18 protein-coding genes are annotated in these 18,225 nt (G+C 33.0%); 13 read left to right on the top strand and 5 right to left on the bottom strand.

Annotation, left to right across the window (positions count from 1 at the left end; genetic code table 11):
• Nucleotides 1-310: 310 nt before the first annotated feature.
• The 3 genes from CN601_RS02755 (at nucleotide 311) to CN601_RS02745 (ending at nucleotide 1,658) form a co-directional block, all read left to right on the top strand.
• Nucleotides 311-508: a hypothetical protein gene (locus CN601_RS02755; RefSeq protein ID WP_098169962.1), complete on the top strand. Its 198-nt coding sequence runs from the start codon at nucleotides 311-313 to the stop codon at nucleotides 506-508.
• 107 nt (nucleotides 509-615) lie between these two features.
• Entirely contained in the window at nucleotides 616-1,122 is a 507-nt protein-coding gene (locus tag CN601_RS02750) for a hypothetical protein (protein WP_098169961.1), read from the top strand.
• A gap of 194 nt (nucleotides 1,123-1,316) precedes the next feature.
• The gene (locus CN601_RS02745; RefSeq protein WP_098121549.1) at nucleotides 1,317-1,658 is read left to right on the top strand and encodes a hypothetical protein; all 342 of its coding nucleotides are present in this window, start codon (nucleotides 1,317-1,319) and stop codon (nucleotides 1,656-1,658) included.
• A gap of 80 nt (nucleotides 1,659-1,738) precedes the next feature.
• Here the strand turns inward: CN601_RS02745 and CN601_RS02740 are convergent, their stop codons facing one another.
• On the bottom strand, nucleotides 1,739-2,644 hold the full coding sequence (locus CN601_RS02740) for a LysR family transcriptional regulator (RefSeq protein ID WP_098169960.1): 906 nt from the start codon (nucleotides 2,642-2,644) through the stop codon (nucleotides 1,739-1,741).
• 142 nt (nucleotides 2,645-2,786) lie between these two features.
• Here CN601_RS02740 and CN601_RS02735 point away from each other — a divergent pair, with 142 nt between their 5' ends.
• The 4 genes from CN601_RS02735 (at nucleotide 2,787) to CN601_RS02720 (ending at nucleotide 6,466) form a co-directional block, all read left to right on the top strand.
• On the top strand, nucleotides 2,787-3,575 hold the full coding sequence (locus CN601_RS02735; protein WP_098169959.1) for an SDR family NAD(P)-dependent oxidoreductase: 789 nt from the start codon (nucleotides 2,787-2,789) through the stop codon (nucleotides 3,573-3,575).
• A gap of 195 nt (nucleotides 3,576-3,770) precedes the next feature.
• Nucleotides 3,771-4,247 (top strand): 2,4'-dihydroxyacetophenone dioxygenase family protein, encoded by a 477-nt coding sequence (locus tag CN601_RS02730; protein WP_098169958.1) that lies wholly within the window; start codon nucleotides 3,771-3,773, stop codon nucleotides 4,245-4,247.
• Nucleotides 4,248-4,465: 218 nt separating this feature from the next.
• Nucleotides 4,466-5,248, top strand: a complete 783-nt coding sequence (locus CN601_RS02725) for an SDR family NAD(P)-dependent oxidoreductase (protein WP_098169957.1) — start codon at nucleotides 4,466-4,468, stop codon at nucleotides 5,246-5,248.
• Nucleotides 5,249-5,290: 42 nt separating this feature from the next.
• Entirely contained in the window at nucleotides 5,291-6,466 is a 1,176-nt protein-coding gene (locus CN601_RS02720) for a thiolase family protein (RefSeq protein WP_098169956.1), read from the top strand.
• 72 nt (nucleotides 6,467-6,538) lie between these two features.
• Here the strand turns inward: CN601_RS02720 and CN601_RS02715 are convergent, their stop codons facing one another.
• On the bottom strand, nucleotides 6,539-7,306 hold the full coding sequence (locus CN601_RS02715; protein WP_098169955.1) for a TSUP family transporter: 768 nt from the start codon (nucleotides 7,304-7,306) through the stop codon (nucleotides 6,539-6,541).
• A 246-nt stretch (nucleotides 7,307-7,552) separates the two neighbouring features.
• On the opposite strand from CN601_RS02715, the gene CN601_RS02710 reads away from it, so the two are divergent.
• Nucleotides 7,553-7,879: a hypothetical protein gene (locus CN601_RS02710; RefSeq protein ID WP_098169954.1), complete on the top strand. Its 327-nt coding sequence runs from the start codon at nucleotides 7,553-7,555 to the stop codon at nucleotides 7,877-7,879.
• Nucleotides 7,880-8,227: 348 nt separating this feature from the next.
• Here CN601_RS02710 and CN601_RS26750 read toward each other — a convergent pair whose 3' ends face one another.
• Nucleotides 8,228-8,380 (bottom strand): hypothetical protein, encoded by a 153-nt coding sequence (locus CN601_RS26750; RefSeq protein WP_179865412.1) that lies wholly within the window; start codon nucleotides 8,378-8,380, stop codon nucleotides 8,228-8,230.
• Between CN601_RS26750 and CN601_RS02705 the strand changes: the two genes are divergently transcribed.
• Nucleotides 8,371-8,631 carry a hypothetical protein gene (locus CN601_RS02705; protein ID WP_179865411.1) on the top strand — a complete coding sequence of 87 codons (261 nt, stop codon included), beginning with the start codon at nucleotides 8,371-8,373 and terminating at the stop codon, nucleotides 8,629-8,631. The genes CN601_RS26750 and CN601_RS02705 overlap by 10 nt on opposite strands.
• A 518-nt stretch (nucleotides 8,632-9,149) precedes the next feature.
• Here the strand turns inward: CN601_RS02705 and CN601_RS02700 are convergent.
• Nucleotides 9,150-12,263 carry an efflux RND transporter permease subunit gene (locus CN601_RS02700; RefSeq protein WP_098169953.1) on the bottom strand — a complete coding sequence of 1,038 codons (3,114 nt, stop codon included), beginning with the start codon at nucleotides 12,261-12,263 and terminating at the stop codon, nucleotides 9,150-9,152.
• Nucleotides 12,264-12,557: 294 nt separating this feature from the next.
• Between CN601_RS02700 and CN601_RS02695 the strand changes: the two genes are divergently transcribed.
• The 4 genes from CN601_RS02695 to CN601_RS02680 are packed head-to-tail and all read left to right on the top strand — an operon-like array spanning nucleotide 12,558 to nucleotide 17,161.
• Nucleotides 12,558-13,256 carry a response regulator transcription factor gene (locus CN601_RS02695; protein WP_098169952.1) on the top strand — a complete coding sequence of 233 codons (699 nt, stop codon included), beginning with the start codon at nucleotides 12,558-12,560 and terminating at the stop codon, nucleotides 13,254-13,256.
• Between the two features lies 1 nt (nucleotide 13,257).
• Nucleotides 13,258-14,616: a sensor histidine kinase gene (locus CN601_RS02690; protein ID WP_098169951.1), complete on the top strand. Its 1,359-nt coding sequence runs from the start codon at nucleotides 13,258-13,260 to the stop codon at nucleotides 14,614-14,616.
• 40 nt (nucleotides 14,617-14,656) lie between these two features.
• Nucleotides 14,657-15,961 carry a VTT domain-containing protein gene (locus tag CN601_RS02685; RefSeq protein WP_098169950.1) on the top strand — a complete coding sequence of 435 codons (1,305 nt, stop codon included), beginning with the start codon at nucleotides 14,657-14,659 and terminating at the stop codon, nucleotides 15,959-15,961.
• Between the two features lie 42 nt (nucleotides 15,962-16,003).
• Entirely contained in the window at nucleotides 16,004-17,161 is a 1,158-nt protein-coding gene (locus CN601_RS02680) for an MFS transporter (protein WP_098169949.1), read from the top strand.
• Between the two features lie 48 nt (nucleotides 17,162-17,209).
• On the opposite strand, the gene CN601_RS02675 is transcribed toward CN601_RS02680, so the two are convergent.
• Nucleotides 17,210-18,115, bottom strand: a complete 906-nt coding sequence (locus CN601_RS02675; protein ID WP_098169948.1) for a LysR family transcriptional regulator — start codon at nucleotides 18,113-18,115, stop codon at nucleotides 17,210-17,212.
• Between the last annotated feature and the right edge of the window lie 110 nt (nucleotides 18,116-18,225).

Here is an 18,225-nt window from a genome sequence, read left to right as displayed (position 1 = left end):
CAGTAAGGATGCTTTTTTATTTTATCGCCCTCTTCTCGTAACTACCCGGACGCTATCCATTAGGTCAACCAGTCCTAAAAAAGGTTGTCTAATTAGACAATCTTTAGAAACTCTTATGCAACTAACGCATGCATTAGTTCAATAACAATCGGCTGCTTCGGCGGTCGTTTTTTTATTCAACAAAGTGGCAGTTTAATTGAACAGAAGTAGTGAAGTTTTTTTATTCGGAATCCGAAAAATATGGTAAGTTTATATCACGTTACATAACAATATCGAATTACTTTTTGAAGGGGAAAAAGGGGAATCAACCATGAATAATTTAAAGACTATATTTTCAATCGAATGGAAAAGAATAGGAATTATTTTGCTATTTACTTTAGTGGTGGTTACAAAATGGTCAGAACATGATTACGATTTTTACTTTTGGTTGCTTTTATTCTCGTTAATTATTTCTATATTTGTTGCAGTTTTCAATGTTACACAATTATATAAAAGAACAGATTTATAAGGAGTTTTTATTCAACAAAATGGTAGGATGGTTGAATAATGAATAGTAATTAATATGATATATTAGTAATAAATTATTTGTTTATAGCAGTAGAGGAGAAAGAGAGTTTGATTAAAAGAAATGAAAATAAAGTGAAATTATTACTTGGATTGTGTTTAGTATTAATTTTTATGACAATGTCAGGTTGTAAACATTCTGAAAAGATAGTAACTAACAATTATTATTTAGCATTGAGTGGAGAAAGTGAAACTTGGAAAGTAAAATCCTATCAACTTAAGTTTACGCCAAAAGAATTTTCAGCTGGAAATGGTAGATTGATTATGAAAAAACCAGTTAATCCAATTATGGACAAACTTAATATTGAAGTCTATGCGGTAATTGATAACGTAAAAACTGTTATTCAAACATTGGATTTAAATGGGAGTGGGTTTGATATAAGTAACTTGACTACTGGAACAGTTAAAGGTGGTACATATTTAAATAAAAATAAAAAACCAATTATCCTTTCAGACATAAGTGATATTTATATGATTGTTGAATGGAATAACAAAGATAATAATATGAAAATGAAAGAAAGAATAGATTTGTTCAATAAAGATAATTTCTTAAACTAGCAGTGCGTACTTTTTATTGCCCTAAACGAAAGAATAGTTCCATAAATTAGTTTGGTATTTACGTAGAAATATTGTTAGTTGTTTCAAATCCATTATTTTAACAATAAAATATAGAAAATTTACAAACTCTATTAGTATATAATTGAATTAAGATAAATGCGTTAAATGATAAAATACATTGAACGAGGTGAAAAATGAAACGTATTAAAGCAATCGGACTCCTGCTTTGTGCATGTTTTCTTCTCTTAACAGGTTGTGGGAAAGAAGAAAAGTCATTTAAACGAAAGCCTTATACACCAGTTCATTACACCGAGAAAGAAAAAGAAACGTATGAAGCGATTGTGCTTCAATTAGCAAAAGAGTACATTGAAAAAACGCACGGGCCAATCACTCCTAATCAACGATTTGAAGCGACTGTTGAAGAAGATGGTACGTTCACGGTTCAGGTTTACAAAGATTTAGGTGATAGTAACGAAGGGATTGCCTGGTTAAATGTGAATCCAAAGACGAAAAAAATTATTGAAGGTGTGCATTAAAAAGAAGAGAAAGACTTCAAATTGAGTTTAATGAAAAAAGGTTGTCNNGACAACCTTTTTTCATTAAAAATTAAAAGAGACTAAATTTTAATAATTTCAGATTTAAGAAAATTAATATATTTGTTTGCATAAGAGGATAAATGTTTATTTTCTGATCGAACTAGACCCAATGAAATATTAACTTTACTATGATTTATCAGTTCTATTGGGACAATATCACCATTAATCACTGAGGGGTAGTTTTGCATGACGAAATCAGGAGCAAATGTAATGGCCAAATTTTCACTGACCGCTTGAAGAAGTCCTGCCATATTATTTGTTGTAAATAAGATTTTTAATGGTTGATATTTGTCAAAAAAGTCTTGAACAAAATGTTGCATTAATTCCCCTTGATAGATGACGATTGTTTGATCAAAAAGATCTTCTGGTGCCACGGCACCAAGAAATGCTAAAGGTGAATGTTTTGAAACGTAAACTTTTTGCTTCCCTTCCAGTAGTGCTTCAAACGCAATTCCTTCCATTTTTACACTCAAATCGTTTGAGTGTGTAATTAGTCCAAAATCAGTTTTATGTTGCTTAACATCATCAATGACAGAAGTTCCACTTTTTTCGGTAATCTCTAAATTAACATGTGGATAATCATGGCTAAAAGTAGAAATTGCTTTTACAAGAAATGTCATTAGTCCAGGTAAAGAAGATATTTTTAATTCACCTACTTCAGTGGAGTTAAATAGGTTTGCAGTTTCTCTAATCTCCTCAAGCTTTTTTTGTACTTCATAGGCAAGCTTTAAAATGACTCTGCCCTCATCAGTTGGAACTGCACCATGTCCTCGTGACCGTTTAAATATTTTCATCTCAAGTTCTTTTTCTAAGTTGGTGATTGACTGACTAATTGTGGATTGTGTAACGTGTAGATTTTGTGCGGCTACTGATAAAGAACTGTATTTGGCAACTTCGACAATATAGATTAGTTGTTCAATATTCATTGCTGTCCCCTTTTTGTATATTAGTGGTACTAACTTACACATTAAAATCTTTAATTTTTTTTCATTATAATTTATTAGTATAATCAGTATCAATAAGAATTTATAAAAATTAGAATATTCTTAATTTAGGAGGATTTGAACAATGACATTAAACCAATTGTTTGACTTAACAGGGAAGACAGCAATCGTTACAGGTGGAGGAAGTGGGCTAGGGCGTGTAATGGCACTAGCTTTAGCAGAGGCAGGAGCAAAAGTTGTTGTTTGTTCTCGTCGTATGGAAGTTTGCGAAGACGTTGTAAAAGAAATAGAGGCACTAGGTGGACAAGCATTAGCTGTATCTGTTGATGTAACGAGTAAAGATTCGATTGAACAAGGATTGAAAAAAGCGATTTCTGAATTCGGAAACATTGAAATTTTAGTAAATAGTAGCGGAACTGTGTTTGAAACCCCTGCTACAGAAATGCCTTTAGAGCAATGGCAAGCTATGTTAGATACGAACGTGACTGGAACATTTTTAATGTGTCAGGCAGTTGGTAAACATATGATTAATAATGAATACGGAAAAATTATCAATATTTCTTCTAGTATAGGTTTTAAGGGTACAGACCCAGAAGCGGTTGATTCTGTAGGATATACAACGAGCAAGGGAGCAGTGATGACTTTAACGAAGGATCTAGCAGTAAAGTGGGGCCGTCATGGAGTAAATGTTAACTCAATTGCACCTGGGGTTTTCACTACTGGAATGAATAATCCAGAAATACCGGGAACGCTTGTACAAAAAGCAGGTCCATTCATAGCTTCTCAAGTTCCTCTTAGAAGATTGGGTAGCGATAATGATTTAGTTGGTGCTATCCTTTACTTTGCTTCTTCAGCTTCTGATTATTGTACTGGTCAAATACTAGTTCTAGATGGAGGACTTGGGGCTAAGTAAATTTCACCTTTATGAAAGAATGCTAGAATTCTAAATTAGTCAAATTAATTTGCATGTAAAAAATACTAATTTTACTTAACTGAAAATTATAAATATACTGATAATAACAAATTCGAAAAGGTTAGAAGTTAGCTTACTAATGTAAGGGACTACAACTAACGAATTTAAAAACATAAGTTGGAAGAGGGGATTTTTGTGAGTAACCTAAAAGATGTAAAAGAAGTAGTAGTACACCACGCTGGAAATATTAACGTAGATGAATTGCCTTGGATTCCTTACTTTGGAGATGCAAAATTTAAATTACTTAAAGCAAACCCTGTGACAGGACAAACACTTACTTTATTATATGTACCTGCGAAAATGCAACTTCCTGCGCATTTCCATCCTGGAACAGTAATTGTATATACTGTACAAGGAACTTGGAGATATCTTGAAGAGTCTTGGATCTCTAAACCAGGTGATGTTGTTTATGAGCCTGCTGGTTCGAAGCATACGCCTACAGCTGTAGGCGATGATGATGTAATCACTTTTAATATTGTAGAAGGAACATTAGACTATATCGGTGAGGAAGGGGAAATCCTTGCTAGAGATAATTGGGAAACATTCCTAAATAGATACTATGAACACTGTGCGTCTGAAGGAATTGAGCCAGTGGATGTAACAAAATTTTAAGATATAGTGTAAGGAGAATCTAAGCGTCCTATGACGTAGAAGATTCTCTTTTATTATGTAATCTTAACGCTTATAGATTGATAGATACGGTTTTCATATTAGCAATATTAACTTGCATGTTAAATTCTTTAATTTTATTTAATTAAAACTTATGAGTATAATGAGCTTAATAATTATAAAATTTAGAATATTCAAATATACAAGGAGGTTAATAGATCGTGCCGACAGAAACAGTATTGATTACAGGAGCAACAAAAGGAATCGGTTTAGAGTTTGCAAGAGTTTTTGCTGAGCACCATTATAATTTAGTGTTAGTAGCAAGAGACGTAAAGTTGTTGGAGAAACAAGCTGAAAATTTAATAAAGGGTTACGGGGTCGTCGTAAATACTTTTGCAGGTGACTTAAGTAATCATGAAACAGTAGAAGGTCTACATAACTACTTGAAGAGTGAAGAAATCAATATTGATATTTTAATAAATAATGCTGGGGCAGGCGGTTTAGGTTTAATGACGGAGCTGGATATTAAGAAGGAATTGGAATGCTTACAGCTTAATATGATCTCCCTTACGTATTTAACTAGACTTATAGCAGATGAGATGGTTAAACGAAATAAAGGTAAAATTTTAAATGTGGCTTCAACTGCGGCATTCCAGCCAACTCCAAGAATGTCAATGTACGGAGCAAGTAAATCCTATGTATTATCCTTTACGGAAGCAATTGCTGATGAACTAAAAGGAACGGGAGTACAAGTTAGTGTACTATGTCCTCCTTCAACAAAGACGTCACTCACTGAAGGATTGGCTTCAACTGGAACTAAAATTTTTATTAAGAATTTAATGGATCCAAGAGCAGTTGCCAAGTGCGGGTACAAGGGTTTAATGAAGAATAAAACGGTCATAATTCCAGGCTTTAAAAATAAACTCATGGCAAAATCAGTTGGACTTCTTCCAAGGAAGTGGGTAACTGTTTATACAAGAAAAATGATTGAAGAAAAAGTATAAATTGCTTAGATGTATACCTTTTAAGGAAGAGAGAGATGGACAATGCAAAATGTATACTTAGTTGAGGCACTTAGAACCCCAATTGGTAGTTTCGGAGGCTCATTGAAAGATGTGGGTGCTGTACAACTAGCAACAACAGTTGTTAATGAAGTATGGCAACGATCAGGTATTTCGCCAGAATGCATCGATGAAGTAGTACTAGGGAATGTTTTAAAATCAGGACTAAAAGGAAATCCAGCAAGGCAAGCTGCAATTAATGCTGGTTTACCTGTTTCAGTACCAGCAATTACGATTGATAAACAGTGTGCATCTGGATTACGAGCTATTACATTAGCTTATCACCAAATACTTGCTGGAGATTCAAATATAGTAATAGCGGGTGGAACAGAGAGTATGACTAATGTCCCGCATTTAGTCATGAACGCAAGATGGGGACAGAAAATGGGAGATATTCGGACGGTTGATGCAATTTTTCATGATGGGCTTCATTGCGCAATGGAAGGTTACCATATGGGTATCACAGCCGAAAATTTAGTAGAAAGCTATCGTATATCGCGTGAGGAACAAGATGTATTTGCTTTAGAAAGCCAGCAAAAAGCAATTAAAGCTAAAGAATTGGGAAGGTTCGTAAATGAAATTATTCCAGTTACTTTGAAAGGTAAAAAAGGTTCCACATTATTTACAGAAGACGAGAATAGTAAAAATACTAGTCTAGAGAAATTACTAACGCTTAAACCGGCTTTTAAGGAAAATGGCACAGTGACAGCTGGAAATGCTTCATCATTAAATGACGGTGCAGCTGCTGTAATGGTTGCTTCTGAGCAAGCAGTTAGAGAGTATGGTTTAAAACCACTTGCTAAAATTCGTTCGGTCGCAAGTGCTGCTGTTTCTCCTTCGATTATGGGAATCGGACCAGTTCCAGCAACCCAAAAAGCTTTGGAAAGAGCAAATCTTAAAATAGAAGACATTGAATTGGCTGAAATTAATGAAGCATTTGCTGCACAAGTACTAGCAGTAAATAAGGAATTAGGATTACCCGAGGAGATTATTAATGTAAATGGAGGAGCAATTGCATTAGGACATCCAATTGGATGCTCAGGTACAAGAATTGTTGTTACTTTATTGCATGAACTAATACGTCAGAAGAAACAAATTGGCTTAGCAACTTTATGTGTTGGTGGTGGTCAAGGAGTTTCAATAATCGTGGAAGCTATATAGACTTAGTCTAGTTAAAAAGAAAAATGGTAAGCAAATTTTATCTAATTTTGCATACCATTTTTTACATTCTATTTAATGAAGATAATCAAAAGTATTTTTTGCTAACAGTAAAAACGTTACTGTGATAAAGAGGACGCGAACATAGCCACTTCCTTTTTTTATTGCAAATTTTGAACCACAAATTGCACCGGCTATTTGTGCAATACCCATAGCTAAACCATAGGCATAATGAATTTGTCCTAAGTACATAAACATTAATAATGCAGCTATATTACTGCCGAAATTTAAAAATTTTGCATTCCCGGCTGCCTTTAAAAAATCAAATCCAATCATTAAAAAAGCAAATATTAAGAATGAACCTGTTCCAGGACCAATAAAACCATCATAAAAACCAATTGCAAAAATCAACATCATAAACAGAATAATACGAGTAGCTGACAGCTTTTTGTTGGAAGTAGTGTCTCCCCAATTTTTCTTGAAAATAGTATAAATTGCGACTGCCGCAAGCATAACAAGCATAAGCGGTTTAAGAACAATAGGGTCTATTAAATGGACAGTCCAAGCTCCCAAAATAGAACCAATAAAAGTGAGTGGGAATAACTTATAAACAGATTTTATATCAAGCTTACCTGAGCGATAAAACATGATTGTACTCGTTAAAGATCCAATTGACCCAGCTAATTTGTTCGTTGCAACAGCAGCAGCGGGAGATAGCCCAGTAAATAACAATACTGGCAAAGTAATTAATCCTCCGCCACCAACTACGGAATCAATAAATGCAGCTAAAAATCCAAATACAATTAAAGTTAATAATAACGATGGATCAAGATGGAATATCATCAAATCTACCTTTCTTTTATCTACTAATTAGATAGTAGTTAAAATAATAAATAAAGTAAATCATTAATTTAGTAATATAAGAATATTTTTACTTTAACAACTGTAAAAAGCAACTACGGCACACTTTTAATTTGCTGAATTAATTATTGCAAAACTAAATAAGGGTTTTTAAATGTTACTTGTACCACTCTCTCTAAATTTTGCATATATTGGTATGTGATAAATTTTGGAAGGGGTGTACATGGTTTGAATATCGAACATACAAATTCTACAGGCTTAGGACAAGCAAAAGAGAAATATTTTGAAAAAAATATAAATCGTTTAATGAAAGAGGTTGTTTCAAAAATCGAAATGAAGATGGCACTTGAAGAACTCAAAATAGAACGTAATATCAGATTAGAAGGTCTGGAAAATACTGATGAGGTGATTAAACAAGTGCAAAAGGAATTAACTAAAATATTAGAAGATGCAATTGAAGAAATTCAACTTAAAATGAGTGAAATTGAGATTTATTTTAATTCATTAGAAGAAATAAAAGGTATTTCAACTAGGAAAGAAGATTTCAATAAATAAAAATAGAGTGAGAAACACTAGGTTTCTACACTCTATTTTTTTTGCCTTCGTTTGAGTTAGATTCATCAAGAGAAATTACTTATTTATTGTTGATGTTGATATTAATAGTAATATGTTTATCACAATGAGATGATGATTGACTATTTTGTACAGCACTTAATATTTTAGCAATTAAATCTGTACAACAATCACATTTCTTGTGATCATGACATTCACAGTCATGTTCTTCGCAGCAGTCGCATTCGTGGTCTTCACAGCAGTCGCACTCATGGTGTTCACAGCAGTCACAGTCATGCTCTTCGCAACAGTCGCATTTATCTTTTTTGCAACCACATTCAATATTAATATTCACCTTAATACTGCAATCACATTTTTTGTGTTCATGACAATCGCATTTCTTATGCTCATGACAATCGCATTTCTTGTGTTCGCAGCAATCACAGTCACGATGTTTGTGGCAATCACAGTCACGATGTTTGTGGCAATCGCACTTGTGTTCACAGCAGTCACACTTCCTATGGTCACAACAATGGCATGGCGGACAAGGTGGGCAAGGAGGACATGGTCGGCACGGTGGACAAGGCGGGCAAGGTGGAGTCGGTGGAGTCGGCGGGCTTGGTGGACTTGGCGGACTCGGTGGACTTGGTGGACTTGGTGGACTCGGTGGACTTGGCGGACTCGGCGGACTTGGCGGACAAGGTGAAGTCGGTGGACACGGTGGTTTAATTGGCTTAAGTCTATCTTTCATTTAAATATCACCCATTAAAATAGTTTTATTTAGGTCTTCTAACTATTAATATGTTTAACTTGGACAGCTTGTCAGTGTTTTTGACTATACTTACTTTATTTATTTAGATGAAAATAAGTACAAGATTTTAGTCTAAAAAATATTTCTAAAAATAAATGGGCTTTTTCTACAGTAAAACAAGCTGAGTGTTGTTTCTTGTAAGCAATTTTTAAACGTACCTATCAATAATTAAATAGGTTTAGGCGATAATTAAGACAGTACGACCAATATTCAAGCCGGTGTCACAAAGTGTTCGTGCTCTTCGATTTCAAAGCACAGAACTTCATCCTCATAAAAAGCGGTCTGATCAAATTTATGAACAAAATTCTTTACTTTATGCACAAAGTTCAAGGTTTTATAAACAAAGTACATAATTTGTTCGTATTTCCTGCCATTCATCTCCATCATTCAATTACTCGATGACAAATAAAAAAGCTGCCCTTAAAGTCATTTGACTTTAGGGACAGCCCTATTAATTTGAAGTTAAAGTGAATTAACTTCCTCAGTTGAAATTACTTTATTTGACTGCTTTTTGTGCAACCATTGATAAATAATTGGAATGACTAAAAAGCTATTTAGAGTAGATGTGATCATTCCGCCTATTACAACTATTCCTAATGTCTGTGAAATAACTGTATCACCTTGATGTGAAAATGCTAGTGGTAATAGTGTTAAAATTGTTGTTGCTGCTGTAATTAAAATTGGTCTAATCCTTGAAAGACTTCCTGAAATAACAGCGACTTCAATGTTCATACCGTTTTTACGATTACGCTCAATCTTATCAACAAGTACGATCCCATTTGTTACTACAATTCCTGTTAACATTAATACCCCAATCAGTGCTGCTAAATTCCACTCTCCACCTACGATTACTAAAGAGATAACAACACCGCTTAATGCTAGTGGGATACTTAATAATACTGAAACTGGAGCTCTCCATCCCTTAAATAAGGTTGAAGTAATGACCATAACTAAAAGAATAGAGAAGGCTACCGCAATTGACATATCAAAAATCATGTCTTTAACTTGCTGAGTTATACCTCCCATTGAGTAACTTACTCCTTTAGGAAGATCCTGTTTACTAATTACGTCATCAACTTGTGTAGAAACTTTGCTAATATCATTTGAAGTAATTTGTCCAGTTACGATTGAATAAGGCTCACCATTACGTTCATTAATCGTTGAAGGAGCATTATCTTTCGTAATAGATGCAAGTTGTTCAAGTTTTATTGTCTTATTTCCTTTTGTTAGGAAAGTTTCATTTTTAAGAGAATTGATTACATCTGCAGGTGATGCATTTAATTGAACTTGTGTTTTTCCACTACTAATTTGATCAAGATACATGTCCACTGGCAGACTCACATGGTCTACTACAAATGTAGCGTCTTTAGATTGTGACATATAACGATTAATCACTTTCATTACATCTGCTAATTGAATTCCATTTTTATCAATTGCTTGTTGGTTAAATGTTATTTTATATTTTGGTAGACCGGATGTTAAATCGATTTTACCATCAACACTTAGACCGTTAATTTTCATAAGTTTTGATCTCATTTGATCTGCAACTTTATCTAGTGTAGCTTGATCAGATCCAGTAAACATTACTTTCAATAATGAATCATCACCAGCAATACTTTGACTTGAAACAGTGTAAGCTACATTCTTCGATAATTGTGGTAGCTGATTTCCAAGTTCTTTAATAACTTGGTCTGAGTCTTTATCATCTTTTAATACAACAGAAAGATTTGCTACATTAGGTTTTTGTAGGAATCCACCGCCTTGGTCAAATACATCATCACCTTGAGGCGTGTTAGTCGATCCAAAATTAGATGTATAAGATTTTACTTTTGGATTTTCTTTTAATTGGTTTTCTACCCTTTGAACTTCTGTATCTACTTGTGTTAGTGTACTTCCTTGAGGTAATTCTAGTTTAATTGCAACTTGACCAGTTTTAGCACTTGGCAAGAATGAAACTGGTAAAAATGAACCAAAGGCTACTGCAATAATAAATAGTAAAGCTGAAATGAAAATTGTAAGTTTTTTCTTCTTAAATGATGATTTTAGGATCGGTTTCATCATTGGTTCTAAAGAAACTGCTTTTGTTTTCTTTGTATTGTTTTTCCAACCCATTAACGCAAGCGCTGGAATAACAAGGATTGCTACAAAGAACGATATAATTAATGAGATAACAACAGACCATGCAAAACCGCTATAAGAAGCACTTATTGCTCCACCTACAAAGGCAATTGGAATATAAACAGCAATTGTCGTAAGTGTAGATGCTAAAATTGCAGGTGTCATTTCATAAACTGCCGAACTTAATGAAGATAGTAATGGTTGATCAGGATTTTGTTCTCTTTTACGGTACATATTATCAAGGATAACGATTGAATCATCAACAATACGCCCCATCGCAACAATTAAACCTGAAACCGTTAAAATATTAAGTGTAATGCCCATTGATTTTAGTATAGCTGTTGTTGCTAATAAAGAAATTGGTAATGAAATCGCAATGACTAATGTTGATTTTACATTGCGGAAGAAGAAAAATACGCAAATCATTGAGAAAAGACATCCAAGTAAACCTTCACGTATTAAACCATTTAATGAATCGTTTAATTCTTTTTCACGGTCTAATTGCGGAGTCAATTTGACAGTACCATTTTTAACTTCTTGTAAACCATTAATTCTTTCCTTTACAGCTTTAGCTACGTCGGTAATGTTTGCACTTTGAGTTTTAATAACATTTAATTGAACACTTGTCTTTCCATTTGTTCTTGCAACAGTTTTTACATCATTTAAAGCGTGAGTAACAGTTGCAAATGCTGAAAGTGGAACTTGGTCACCATTTGAATTTTTGATTTTTACGTCGCTTATTTGTTTCTCATTTATGTTTAAACCATCAAATTTAACTGGAATGGACAATTGATTTTGAAAGATTGTTCCTTCAGGTAAGGATGGAACTGATACAGCTAATGCTTTATTTAAGTCGTCTAAAGTTAAATTATTTTTTGCAAGGTCTTTCATTCTAACAGTTAGTACATAACCATCTTTAGCGCCACCGAATACCGAAACATCGGATACACCAGGAACAGTTTTAAGATGCTGTACAATATCCATTTGAGTAATTGATTTTAAAGTATTATCATCTATTGAATCACTAGTTAAACTATAAGTTAAGATTGGAAATGAACTAGTAGTAAGTCTAGTAACAAGCGGTTTTGATGTAATTGTCGGTGGAATATCCGCATTTTCTAAAGCTTTATTTACATCAATTTCTGCCTGCTTCATATCTGTATTCATTGGGAAATACAGACTCATAAAAACTCCGCCATCATAAGAGCTTGTTTCAATGTCTTGTAGTCCTTCAGTTGTTCTAACAGCACTTTCAAGATTATTGGTAATATTTTGTTTTACTTGATCAGCTTGGTACATTGGTAGACGCATGCTAACTGTAAGAGTCGTATTATTAATGCCTGGTAAATAATCACGCTGCATTTGGAAAGCTGATATAGCACCCCAAGCTACGATCATCACTACACAGACAATCATTAATATTGCTCTTTGCATGGTCCCTTCTACAAATTTTTTCATCCTATACCTCCTAAGATTTTTTATTATTAATTGAAGATAATTTCGCAAATCAATTCCATGTTATTGTAAAATGGCTAACTGAAACTTTAATGAATAATCAATTAAAAATAGATTAAAATGAAAAAAATGCGATATAAAAGTTCTATAATGGCATGTATACAAGAAGCGAAAAAGATTGATTTCATCGCTACTTGTACGGCTTTAAGCTTTGAAAGACTAATATTTTCAATCACTCTTAAAATCAGAATAGAGTTTGTGGATACACTAAACTATTAATAGAAATAGGTGAGTTAAATGACGAAAATCTTAATTATCGAGGATGAAGTGAATATTGCTCGAGTTTTAAAATTAGAAATAGAATATGAGGGTTTTGAAGTACTGGTCGAACATAATGGAAAATCCGGTCTAGAATCTGCTCTGAACAACAATGTAGATCTAATTTTATTAGATGTTATGTTACCTGAATTGAGTGGAATTGAAGTATTAAGAAGAATAAGAAAAACAAATCAATTTGTTCCTGTCATTTTATTAACTGCTAGAGATGCTACACATGATAAGATTATTGGTCTTGATTATGGTGCAAATGATTATATTACAAAGCCCTTTGAAATCGAAGAAGTATTAGCAAGGATTCGTTCATGTCTTAGATCAAGTAATCTTGTTCATGAGTTTAAGAAAAATGAAGACTCTGATCCTACTTTAGCAATAGAGGATTTAGTTGTTAATTTAGAAGCTAGAGAAGTAAAGCGAAATGATACAGTTATTGCTTTAACACCGAAAGAATATGATTTATTAGTTTATCTATTAACAAATCAAAATAAAATTGTGACAAGAGAAGGTATTATCACAACAGTTTGGGGTTATGAGTACGAAGGTGAGACAAATGTTGTTGATGTGTATATTAGACACTTAAGAAAGAAAATTGAAGAGGACTTTGATGTTCCTTTAATTCGAACGATACGAGGTGTGGGGTACACAATGAGGAAGGGTTAAGATGAAAATAACGACTAAAATAAACTTATTAATCACATCATGGATCTTAATCATTCTCATTTTAATTAACGGTTTAGTTTTTTATTTGTTTATGAAAACGACTGTAAATATGGAAGAACATGTTATCAGTCAAAAAGCACATGAAATCTTAAAAAAACTTGAAATACCTAAAACATTGAATATGAAAAATGAAGGATTATATCCATTTATGTCCAATCATTCTTATATTCGAATTATTGATCCAAACTCAAAAATTGTGACAGAAATTAGTAATGATAAACTACTGAATCGTATAAAACCTAAGTTCATTAGAAAAGAAGAGACGAAACTAATCCCTTTTAGTGAGCATCAAAATATAGTCGTGCGTGTACCAATTATACTGAACCAAAAAGTAATTGGAACGCTAGAAATTGGAGAATTGTTAGTAGGACTTGAAGGTCGAAAAGATATGCTATTAACAATTATGACAATCGTTACTTGCATTTCTGCCATTCTATCAATGATGGCCGGAAGATGGTTAACACGCATCATAATGAACCCAATTACTTCTATGATTACAACGATGGAAGATATTGAAAAAAGTGGAGTTCCCAAAAAGATTTTAATAAAAAATGAAACGAAAGACGAATTACACAAAATGGCTAGCACGTTTAATCGAATGATTAGCAGGCTGCAAGAAAACATTGAGAAACAAAAGCAGTTTGTTTCAGATGCATCTCATGAGCTAAAAACTCCAATTACTGTCATTAGTAGCTTTGCTAACTTATTAAGAAGACGTGGGTTTAAAAATGAGGAAATGGCAACAGAAGCTATTGAAACGATTTATTCTGAAGCTAATCGAATGCAAGATTTAACGAAAACATTATTAACATTGGCCGAATCGGAACATTTAAAGAATATCGAAATGAATCCAGTAGATCTAGTAGCATTGTGCCATTCATCGCTAGTGCAACTGCAAAGTGTATATAAACGAGAAATTACATTACATGCACAAAAACAGAAAATAATAATTAATGGAAATGAACTTAAAATTAAACAAGTTATTATTATTTTTTTAGATAACGCAATAAAGTACAGTTCCGACAAAATTGATGTAAGCATTAGTTGTAATAGTGAAGCCGTTATTCTTAAAATAAAAGATTATGGAATTGGTATTCGAGAGGAAGAATTAGAAAATATTTTCGAACGATTTTATCGAGTCGATAAAGCACGTAGCCGTGAAATCAGTGGCGGAACTGGACTTGGTCTGTCGATAGCTAAGAATATAATTAACTTGCATAATGGGAAAATTAGTATAAAAAGTGTTGAAAATGTAGGGACTGAAGTAGAGGTAATATTTCCTCTAGATGGGATTATGTGAAAATAAGTACTTTAGAGTATTGAAAGATTGAGGTCTGAATATGAACGAAATCATCCATTTATTAAATCAATATGGCTATATCATTTTATTTTTATCATTGATGTTGGAATTGATAATAGTTCCTATTCCGAATGAAGCATTGATGAGTTATGTTGGTGTTTTATGTTATCACGGGGAAATGAATATAGTATTATCTATTATTTCTGCCGGCCTTGGAGGAATTGTGGGGGTTACTATTTCTTATTGGTTAGGATATAAACTTGGTACACCGTTTTTTCGGAAATTTGGTCATTATATCCATATGGGCCCTGAAAAGATAGAGAAGATGTCAAAATGGTATGAAAAATATGGGAAGGTATTATTACTAGTATCGTTCTTTATTCCGGGTATTAGACATTTCGCAAGCATTATTTCAGGGATCATCAAATTACCTTATCGCTCATTTGCCATTTTTTCATATATTGGTGTATTTCTTTGGATTGGAACGTTTATTTGGTTAGGAAAGGTAATGGGACCAAACTGGGATATATACCAAGTAGAAATAAAAAAATGGTTAGTATTAGGTAGCATATTATTAGGTATCATAGTTCTCACTTTTTTTGTTGTAAAAGCAAAAAAAGAATTAATAAAAGAATCGTTAATATTAATATTTGAATCAAGTTTTAAGAGATTTAAAAGCTTCATGAAAATAAAATTGCTCATCTTAACGTGTTTAATTTTTTTCGTTACGTTTGTAATCTTAATGATAGGGCTAATTCAAAACACAATTAGCAATGAATTTGATAAATTCAATTCTGTATTTAAGACAATTGTTTTTAATTTATTTAATCAACACTGGAATGGGCCGATGAACTTTATTTATTCATTATCGACCTGGAAGGTTTTATTGACAGTCTCGCTTGCTACTATAATAGTCATTTTAATAAACAACAAAAATAAATGGCTAGAATTGCTCTTTTTGATTGCTAGTTTAGCTGGAATCCTTATACTATCAGAAGGGATACCTTGGATCTTCAACTTTATGTTAGGTAGCAATGTAGGTAAAAACTTTCCAAATGAAAAGTCTATGTTGATTCTGACAGTATTAGGTTACTTCATCATTATGTTAATTCGACACAACAAAACTTATATGCTTAATACGATCATGTTCTTCTGTTTTATTTTTGTTGTAGTACTATTTTCGATTAGCAGCGTCTATTTGCACCACTTATTGCCTAGCGACATTGCTGCTGGATTTGTATTCAGCTCAGTTTGGCTAAGTGGAATCATATTCTCACTGGAGTTATTTCGTTTTGTATCGCTTTTAAAAGAGAATATACGTGCGGAAAAATTGGTGAAAACATAAACTAGAATCTACCTTGTTCATTTTTTCAGGAGGTTGAAGAGAATGAAGGGTAAGAATATTTGGGTTTTAAGTCTAGTTAGCTTTTTTACAGATATGGGTACTTACATGGTAACTCCGCTAATCCCGATTATTCTTTCAACTTCAGGTCCTTTAATAATTGGGATTATTGACGGCTTATCTGAAAGCTTAGCGAGTGTATTAAAATTTTATTCTGGCAATCGATCAGATCGGCAAAAAAACAGAAAAAATATAGCAATTGTAGGATATGGATTATCAGGTTTAGGAAGGCTTGTTCTAATTCTTTCAAGTTCTTGGATTGGAGTTTTCATTTGGAAGCTAGTCGATCGAACAGGAAAAGGAATTCGTACAGCTCCAAGAGACGCTTTAATATCAGAATCCGGCGGGAAAAATAAGCAGGGTAGAGTATTTGGGATTCACCAAATGATGGATATGTTAGGGGCTGCTTTAGGAATAGGAGCAGCCATCGTTATTTTGCAAATTGTAGGAAACCAAAACATTAAGGCTGTATTTTTATATTCAGTAGTTCCGATAACAATTGGGTGGTTACTATTATTTGGCGTAAAGGAAAGCATAAATCATCTAAATAAACCTTCAAAGAATTTACAATTTAAATGGGAGTTACTAGATTCAAATATAAAGAAACTGTTGGTAGTTGTACTATTATTTACAATCGTTAATTCATCCAATTCTTTTTTGTTATTAAGAGTAGCCGATCTTGGCTTTTCGAATCAAAGCGTATTGTTGATGTACTTACTTTTTCATTTAACAGCTTCTTCCCTTTCGTATCTTTCAGGTGCGTTTTCTGATAAATATGGGCGCAGAGGAATACTAACTGCAGGATATGCATTATATGGAATCGTTTATATCGGTTTTGCAGCAGCTCACTCAGCCACTAATCTGGTCATTTTATTTATTCTATACGGACTTTACTCAGCTTTAACAAAAGGTGTTGAAAAAGCTCTTGTAGTAGAATTATCGAGCTCCGACGCGAAAGGAACAGCACTCGGTTTCTATGCTATGGTTTCAGGAATTGGATTTTTTCCAGCTTCTTTACTAACAGGCTGGTTATGGCAACAATTTGGGGCGACAACTTCATTTACTATTAATGGAGTAATCGCAATAGCTGCAGCATTATTGTTAACGAGAACTTTGAAGAGAGTAGAAAATAAAAGTATGTAAAAAGGAAAACAGAAAAACTACTTTGAGAGTTTTTCTGTTTTTTTCAATTTAATGATTTTCCAGCCATTTTAGCTCAATGTTTAAAAGCTCTATAAATTGATCATACAGTGCCGCCGAAACTGAGTTATTTGAACGAACCCATCCGATTGGTATTGTAGAAGGCTCCACATTGATTAAAGGAATTGAAACAGTCTGTCCATTCAATATGGATGCCTCATTTTTTAAGGAAATACTTGTATCGAATGTGATTGCCAAGTCTTCAATAACAGCCCCTCTTATAACCTCTAAATTATCAGTTACAAATAATACATTCAATGGGAAATCCTTTAATTGCTCGGATAAAGAATTTATATAATCTTCATTATAAATTACAAATTTTTCATATTTTAAATCGCTAATTGTTACAGAATTTCTTAAAGCTAAATGTGATGACTTACTTACACAAATATGAATAGGGCTCCTTAGTATAACTTTTGACTGAACACTTTTTATGTCATTCATTAAATACTCTCGAAATTGTATTAAGCCAAAATCATATTTTTGTTTTACTACACCATCCACGATATCTTTAGACCCTTTTTCGACTACGCTTAAGGTGAAATTCGGATGATCTTTTTTTAAGTTAGAAAAAGTTTTTAATATTGTAGCCATATGCCCAGGAACTGTAGCAATCTTTAATATTCCTTGTGGTTCAGTTTGAAAACTCGCTGACTGAACAATCAATTTTTGATAATCATCTAATAGCTCCCTTATTGTTTCAATCATTTGCTTTCCTTCAAAAGTAAGAGTAGTACCTTGTCGATCGCGATTGAAAATTTTAACTCCTAACTCAACTTCAACACTAGAAATCGCCTGACTAATTGCCGACTGTGTGACATGTAAATTTTGTGAAGCTATTGAGATTGAATTTGTTTTAGAAACTTCATAAATGTATTTAAGTCTTTCAATATGCATTGTGCCACGTCTTTCTATGTTAAGAGTTTTTAATAACGATTCATAAAAAACACTAAATATATTTTATAATAGTCTACCTTTATAATTAACTCAATAATCTGTAAAAGGAA

Source organism: Bacillus sp. AFS017336, assembly GCF_002555445.1.
In the GTDB taxonomy this organism is placed as follows: Bacteria; Bacillota; Bacilli; order Bacillales; family Bacillaceae_G; genus Gottfriedia.
This window is presented reverse-complemented; position numbering and strand designations above follow the sequence as displayed.